The organism is uncultured Campylobacter sp. (assembly GCF_937921625.1).
Classification (GTDB): domain Bacteria; phylum Campylobacterota; class Campylobacteria; order Campylobacterales; family Campylobacteraceae; genus Campylobacter_B.
In genome coordinates this window covers 1-7,254 of sequence record NZ_CAKZTI010000064.1, presented here as the reverse complement: position 1 = coordinate 7,254, position 7,254 = coordinate 1, and the positions used below count along the sequence as shown (strand labels likewise).

The window sequence follows — 7,254 nt, the reverse complement described above, 5'->3', positions numbered from 1 at the left end:
GGCCGTGGCATAAAATTTCGCTCATGCTAAGCTGCGCGTAGTCCACGCTGACGCGCCCGTAGCCAGTAGCCGTCACGAAGCCCTCGCCGTAGCCTTTTTGTTCCAAATTTTGCTTGATTTGCCGCGCGACCTTGACCGCGCTAAAGCCGCTTGGTAGCAAAAACAGCTCGCAAAATTTGCCGCGTTCGTCCATAACGGCGAGTTTTGACGACGCCCCGCCGATGTCGATACCGATAAAATGCATAAAATTTTAAATCCGTCGAAAAATATTTCTACGCCGTAGAACTTTGATTTGAATGTTAGTCTTTTTAAGCTTTTAGACTGCTGAAATTTAGCGCAGGCTTGCGGCGCGGATTAAATTTGGCCTCTCGGCGCGTTTGAATTGGTTTTAAATTTAGATCTGAATTTAGCGCTCACGGGCGATTAGAATTCCGCTTAAAATTACCACCGCGATGCCCGCTAGCACGATTGGACCGGGCAGATGATCGCCTAGTATAATGCCGAGCGCCATGCTAAATAAGATGTCGCTGTAGCTGATCGCGGCGACGATGCCCGCTTTGCGCGAAGCGGCGTAAGCGCGCGTCATGTAAATTTGAAAGTAGATACCGCTGACGCCCAGAAGCGCCACTAGCACCCAGCCAAAAAGGCTTGGCGGGTTGAAGTAAGCAAGCCTCGCCAAATCCGCCCCGCTGAAAAGTCCTAAAATTTTAACCTCGCTACCTTCAAGCACCCAGCCCGTTATCATCATCGCAGCACTTAGAAAGGTCGCGGATGAGACAAAAACCAGCACGATGATGTTGGTGGCGTAGTGTTTGCGAAGCTCGCGCACGCTCGTGTATGCAAGCCCCGCGCACATGCCGCCGAAAATTCCCACCGCGTCGGTTACGCTGATGCCGATGTGCGGGCGCACGACGAGTAAAATTCCGCCAAAGCCGAGCAATATCGCAAACCAGCCGCGCGAGCTTAGCTTCTCGCCTAAGAAAAACGCCGAAAATAGCGCGGTGAAAATGGGCGCCGTCTTTTGGAAAGTAAAAGCTGTGCCAAGATCGATGTGAGCGATATTGTAGAAGGTCGCTAAGATACCGCAGCTGCCGATAAAGCCGCGAAACGCGAGCAGCCACGGCTTGCCGCCCGGGCCAAGATTTTTTACCCGCCGTAGCGAAAACAGCACGATCGCGATGCCTACGACGTTGCGGAAAAACACGATCTCGGCGCTACTCATCCGCTCTGCCATGACCTTGGCTAAAGCGCCGTTTAGCGCGAAATAAAAGCTCGCTACGAGCATATAATAAACGCCCAGATGTTTCAGCCAAAACGCGGAGTAAAATTTCTGCTTCATCGCCTGCTACTTTCGGTTCGCTACGAGCGTGCCGCGCAGAGGCGCGTCTTTATTTTATAAAGCGGGATCAAAATTTTCGTCGTATCGCGAAAGAGCGCGATGCGAGGGGGTGAAATTTGCGCGCCCAAAAGCTTGGCAAAAACGCCCGTAAGAGAGTTGTAAAAGCACGCCATCAGCATATAATACACGCTTAGATGGTGCAGCAAGAAGTTGTTGTATTTCATCGCGCCCCTTTAAATTTGCGAAATTATACACGCATAATGATTAAATTTTAATATTCCGCCGTTTTAATATTTCGCCGCACCGCCTGCTTTTGCGCACCCCGTGCGACCGCTCGGTTTTGTACTTCGCGCCCAGGCTTCGGTTTTAAAATTTTATAAATTTTACGCGTAGCTCCAGTTTTGCGTCATCCGTGGCGATGGATCGCGCGTTTTGATGCCTTGCGTCCGTGCGGCGTCCCGCTAGTGTCGCGATAAAATTTCGCCGCTTACTTCCGCGAGCGAGCGCGTAGAATTTGGCTTTAATCTATTTTTGGTTATAATCGCGCCAAAAACTACAAGGACGAACGTGAAAAGTTTGATCATCATCGGGCGCCCCAACGTCGGCAAGTCGAGCCTTTTTAACCGCCTAGCGGGCGCTCGCATCGCCATCACGAGCGACGTTGCGGGCACGACGCGCGATACCAATAGAATCGAAGCTGAAATTTTCGATCGCCGCGTGCGCGTGATCGATTCGGGCGGCTTGGACGACACCTCCGAGCTGTTTGCGCGCGTGCAGACTAAGACGCTAAGCGAGGCAAAGAGTGCGGATTTGATAATCTTTATGACGGACGGCAAGCTGCTTCCGAGCGATGATGAGCGGCGGATATTTTTCTCGCTGCAGAGGCTTGGTAAGCCCATCGCCCTGGCGGTCAATAAAATAGACGGCAAGCGCGACGAGGAGCGTAGCTGGGAGTTTAACGAATTCGGCGTTAAATTTTTCCCGATCTCCGTTTCGCACAATAGCGGCATTGATGAGCTGAAAGAGTGGATCTACGGCTTTTTAGACCCTGCGCCCGCGCAGCAGGACGAGGATGAAATTTTTGATGATTTTATAGAGGGCTTTAACGACGAGGGCGAGCCGAAAGAGGGGCGCGACGAGGAATTTTACGCTAGTAAAACTATCGGCGTGGGTATCATCGGGCGGGTAAACGTCGGCAAATCGAGCCTTCTAAACGCGCTTGTGGGCTCGCAGCGCTCGGTCGTGAGCGATTATGCGGGCACGACGATCGACCCGGTGAACGAAAGCACGGAATTTGAAGGGCGCACGCTCGAGTTTATCGACACGGCGGGTATTCGCCGCCGCGGCAAGATCGAAGGCATCGAGCGTTTCGCGCTAAATCGCACCGAAAAAATTTTACAAAACTCCGACATCGCGCTTTTGGTGCTTGACGCAAGCGAGCCGCTAAACGAGCTGGACGAGCGCATCGCGGGGCTTGCGGCTAAATTTGAACTCGGGCTCATCATAATTTTAAACAAATGGGATCTTTGCGAGCGCGATTACGATGAGTTTTGCCGCGATTTGAGAGATAGGTTTAAATTTCTTTCCTACGCGCCGATCATCAGCGTCAGCGCGACGGACAGGAAGCGGATACATAAAATTTACCCGCTCATTTTGGATGTTTATTCAAATTTCACGCGCAAACTCGGCACCGCAAGGATCAATGAAGCGGTAGAAGCCGCGATAAAGGCGCATCCGATACCTCGCGAGCGAGGCAAATCGGTTAAAATTTACTACGCCGCACAGATCGGCTTTGCGCCGCCGAAGATCGTTCTTGTAATGAACCGCCCAAGTGCGCTACATTTCAGCTACAAGCGCTATTTGATGAACAGGCTGCGCGCAAGCTTCGCTCTTTCGGGAAGTCCGCTAGTGCTGCTGCCGCGCAAAAAAGGTGAGAGCGATGAAGAGCGGTAATATCGTACTCATCGGCTTTATGGGGGTCGGCAAGGGTACGGTAGCGCGGGCGCTGGCTGCGCAAAGCGGGATGTTCGCGCTCGATTGCGACGATATGATCGAAAGCTACGCCAATAAAAAGATCGGGCAAATTTTTAAAGAGCAGGGCGAGCAAAGCTTTAGAAAGATGGAGGCGGATTTGGCAAAATTTTTAGAAAAGTCCGTCCGCTGCGCCGTGATCTCCACCGGCGGCGGCTTTTACGCCGTGAAAAATTTAAATAAAATCGGCACCGTCGTGTATCTGAAATCAAGCTTTGAGGGGATCATTAATCGCTTAAAAAATAGCGAGAACGCGGAGAAAAAATTTGCCAAGCGCCCGCTGTTAGCGGATCTGCAAAAGGCCGCGGCGCTGCACGCCGAAAGAGACGGGGCGTATGAAAAAAAGGCCGATATCGTAATCGACGTCGAAAATAAAAGCGTAAAAAAGATCGTAAAAGAAATTTGCTCTGCCTGCGACGGGCTAAATTTAAAGGGGAAAAAGATGTCTAAGCAGAAGTGCTCTGGTGTCGGCAAAAATTCCGAGCCGCGCGGCAAAGAGGGTAAAAGCGATAAGCTTGAAAAGAAAGAGGCGCTAAAGCAAAAGCTGCGTGAGCTACTGGAGGGCTTAGAACGCGAGGAAATTCCAAAGCGGGTGATCGCGTGGCACTTCGATCTTTACGAGCCTTACGCGCTGCAGCTCGCGGGATCGAGCAGTTATGACGCGGATGACGACGACTGGGCGTGCGAGGACGAGGATGAGTTTTATCCGCAAAGCTTGCGCTTGCAGCTTGATTTTTTAAGCGAGCTTTCGTGGCGGCAGGTTTTAAAACTGCTCGTGCAGGCTCTGCGCGAGCTGCGAGAGCAGATGCCTAACGCTAAAATTTTTAAGTGCAAGCACGTCGCCGTGGGCTTTATAGACGGCGATCTGATTTTGATTTAAAGGAGCAATGATGAGAATTTTAACGGGTCTTCAGCCTAGCGGCAAGCTGCATTTGGGTAACTACTTCGCGAGTATCAAGCAGATGGTGGATGCGCAAAATGCGGGCGAGCAGATGTTTATGTTTATCGCAAACTACCATGCGCTCACGTCCGTAAGCGACGGCACAAAGCTAAAAAATTCCACCTACGAGGCTGCCGCGGCGTTTTTATCGCTGGGGATCGATCCGAAAAAGACGGTGTTTTGGGTGCAAAGCGACGTGAAAGAGGTGTTGGAGCTTTACTGGATTTTAAGCGGATATGCGCCGATGGGGCTGCTCGAGCGGGCGCACGCATACAAAGATAAGATCGCAAAGGGCTTTGAGAGCAAGCACGATCTGTTTAGCTACCCCGTGCTGATGGCGGCGGACATCCTGCTATACAGCGCGGAAGTCGTGCCTGTGGGCAAGGATCAGATCCAGCACGTCGAGATCGCCCGCGACATCGCGCTTAAATTTAACAACGCCCACGGCGAAATTTTAACTATTCCGCAAGCGCGCGTAAATGATGAAGTGGCGATCGTGCCGGGTACAGACGGCGCGAAGATGAGCAAGAGCTACGGCAATACGATCGATATTTTTGCAGATGCCGCGACGCTAAAGAAGCAAATTTCAAGTATCGTAACGACCTCTGAGCCGCTAGAAGCGCCTAAGCAGTGGCGTGGATGCAATGTCTATAATATCGCGAAGCTATTTTTAAACGAAGCGGAGCAGACGGAGCTGCAGGCTCGTTACGAGTGCGGAGGCGAGGGGCACGGGCACTTCAAGGCGTATCTAAACGAGCTCGTGCTTAGCTACTTCAAAGACGCGCGAGATAAATTCGAATACTATCAAAGCCACCGCGAAATTTTGGATGAGATGCTAAGACAGGGCGCGCAAAGGGCGGCTGCGACGGCTACTTCATTGATGCAAAAGGTTCGCGCTGCCGTAGGGATTTATCGCTAAGGAGGGTGAGATGACGGATTACGCTAGAGAAATTTTATCTGACGGCAAGCTGCTTCGGCAGAAGCTGGAAATTTTCTTGCAAACTCCTAGCAAGGTTGAAATTTACGCACGCGCCTGCGAGAAATTTTTCGCCGCGGGCAAGCAGCGCGAGTTAAATTATGTAAGCACGTGGAGTTGGTGGGGATTTTTCGGCACGCTGTTCTTTTTTCTGTACCGCAAGGAGTATAAAATTGCCGCAGCCCTATTTGCCGTTGTGGTAATTTCTTGCTTTATTCCGTTTTTGGATGAATATGATAGAAGTATAGGAATGGCGATTAGCGTCAGTAGCGGAACTATGGCGAAATATTTCGTTTGCTATAGATTTGTCGCGCTACTGGATAAGCAGGACGATGAAGCCCTAAGGCGGGGCGGCGGCGTGAATAGATGGGCGATATGGCTCGCGGTAATATTTTACGCTTTTGTCGCAATTGTGTTTGCGCTAATAATTTCAAACGGCGGCAAAATTCAGTAGTTTTAAAGGGCTTTCGCGCTCAAAATAGCTAAATAAATTTTAAAAAGGAGTAAGAGTGAAAGCGATCGTAACGGTGATCGGTAAGGATAGGGTTGGCATAGTGGCGGGCGTTTCGGCCAAGCTCGCGCAGCTTAGGCTAAACATAGACGACATCAGCCAGACGGTTTTGGATGAGTTTTTTACGATGATGGCAGTGGTTTCCAGCGAGGAAAAGCAGGACTTCACGGCTCTAAAGGGGGAGCTAAACGAGCTAGGCGAAAAGCTAAAAGTAAAGATAAACATCCAAAGCTCGGCGATCTTTGACGCCATGCACAATATCTAAGGCGCACAGATGGACATCAAAAACGTAACCGAAACGATCGCGATGATCGAGGAGCAAAATTTCGACATCCGCACGATCACGATGGGCATCAGCCTGCTTGACTGCATCGATCCCGATATCGACAAGGCAGCGGAGAAAATTTACGCCAAGATCACCGACAAAGCGCGCGATCTAGTAAAGGTCGGCAATGAAATTTCGGCAGAGCTTGGCATCCCGATCGTAAATAAGCGCGTCTGCGTAACGCCTATCGCCATCATCGGCGCGGCGACAAACGCTACCGACTACGTCCCGCTTGCTAGAGCGATGGACGAGGCGGCCAAAAAGGTCGGCATCGACTTTATCGGCGGCTTTTCAGCGCTCGTGCAAAAGGGCTACGCAATGGGCGATAAAATTTTAATCGACTCCATCCCCGCCGCGCTCGCCGCGACGCAAAAGGTCTGCTCGTCGGTAAATATCGGCTCGACCAAGACGGGCATAAATATGAGCGCCGTCGCCGACATGGGGCGCGTGATAAAAGAAACCGCGCGGCTTTCCGATCTTGGCGCGGCAAAACTCGTCGTGTTTGCCAACGCCGTCGAGGATAATCCCTTCATGGCGGGCGCATTTCACGGCGTGGGCGAGGCCGAGGTCGTCATAAACGTGGGCGTCAGCGGCCCCGGCGTCGTAAAACGCGCGCTTGAGAAGGTGCGAGGAGCGAGCTTTGACGTGGTCGCCGAGACCGTTAAAAAGACGGCGTTTAAGATCACGCGCATCGGACAGCTCGTAGGGCAAATGGCGTCTGAGCGCCTGGGAGTGAAATTTGGCATCGTCGATCTCTCGCTAGCTCCGACTCCGGCGGTGGGCGATTCGGTCGCGCGCGTGCTTGAGGAGATGGGCTTAGAGCGCGTCGGCACGCACGGCACGACGGCTGCGCTTGCGCTACTAAACGACGCGGTCAAAAAGGGCGGCGTGATGGCGTGCAACCAAGTAGGCGGGCTTAGCGGCGCGTTTATACCGGTTTCGGAAGACGAGGGCATGATCGCCGCAGTGCGCGCAGGCTCGTTAAGCTTAGAAAAGCTCGAAGCGATGACCGCGATCTGCTCGGTGGGGCTCGATATGATCGCGATCCCGCAGGATACGCCCGAGCAGACGATCGCCGCGATCATAGCCGACGAGGCCGCGATCGGCGTGATAAATCAAAAAACGACCGCCG

At 52.2% G+C, this 7,254-nt stretch carries 9 protein-coding genes and 1 pseudogene; 6 read left to right on the top strand and 4 right to left on the bottom strand.

What is annotated here, in order from left to right:
• The 4 genes from Q0101_RS10295 to Q0101_RS10280 all read right to left on the bottom strand — a co-directional run.
• Positions 1–244, bottom strand: a 244-nt coding sequence (locus Q0101_RS10295; protein ID WP_366939446.1) for a BadF/BadG/BcrA/BcrD ATPase family protein, incomplete at its 3' end; no start/stop codon positions are given.
• Positions 245–406: 162 nt separating this feature from the next.
• A complete protein-coding gene (locus tag Q0101_RS10290) occupies positions 407–1,339 on the bottom strand; it encodes a DMT family transporter (protein ID WP_297945234.1) in 933 nt (310 codons plus the stop codon).
• Positions 1,340–1,359: 20 nt separating this feature from the next.
• Positions 1,360–1,563 carry a hypothetical protein gene (locus tag Q0101_RS10285; RefSeq protein WP_297945232.1) on the bottom strand — a complete coding sequence of 68 codons (204 nt, stop codon included), beginning with the start codon at positions 1,561–1,563 and terminating at the stop codon, positions 1,360–1,362.
• 237 nt (positions 1,564–1,800) lie between these two features.
• Positions 1,801–1,926, bottom strand: coding sequence for a hypothetical protein (locus Q0101_RS10280; protein ID WP_297945230.1), 126 nt, complete (start codon positions 1,924–1,926; stop codon positions 1,801–1,803).
• Here Q0101_RS10280 and der point away from each other — a divergent pair.
• From der to Q0101_RS10250, 6 genes and pseudogenes are all read left to right on the top strand, one after another.
• Positions 1,907–3,292 carry a ribosome biogenesis GTPase Der gene (gene der, locus Q0101_RS10275; RefSeq protein WP_297945227.1) on the top strand — a complete coding sequence of 462 codons (1,386 nt, stop codon included), beginning with the start codon at positions 1,907–1,909 and terminating at the stop codon, positions 3,290–3,292. The genes Q0101_RS10280 and der overlap by 20 nt on opposite strands.
• Positions 3,279–3,773: pseudogene (locus Q0101_RS10270) on the top strand (shikimate kinase); the annotation flags it as partial. The gene der and the pseudogene Q0101_RS10270, both read left to right, overlap by 14 nt.
• 487 nt (positions 3,774–4,260) lie before the next feature.
• The gene (gene trpS, locus Q0101_RS10265; protein WP_297945225.1) at positions 4,261–5,229 is read left to right on the top strand and encodes a tryptophan--tRNA ligase; all 969 of its coding nucleotides are present in this window, start codon (positions 4,261–4,263) and stop codon (positions 5,227–5,229) included.
• A 10-nt stretch (positions 5,230–5,239) separates the two neighbouring features.
• On the top strand, positions 5,240–5,740 hold the full coding sequence (locus Q0101_RS10260; protein WP_297945222.1) for a DUF2628 domain-containing protein: 501 nt from the start codon (positions 5,240–5,242) through the stop codon (positions 5,738–5,740).
• A gap of 55 nt (positions 5,741–5,795) precedes the next feature.
• Positions 5,796–6,062 carry an ACT domain-containing protein gene (locus Q0101_RS10255; RefSeq protein WP_297945219.1) on the top strand — a complete coding sequence of 89 codons (267 nt, stop codon included), beginning with the start codon at positions 5,796–5,798 and terminating at the stop codon, positions 6,060–6,062.
• A gap of 9 nt (positions 6,063–6,071) precedes the next feature.
• A partial coding sequence (locus Q0101_RS10250; protein ID WP_297945216.1) for a PFL family protein occupies positions 6,072–7,254 on the top strand: 1,183 nt, incomplete at its 3' end.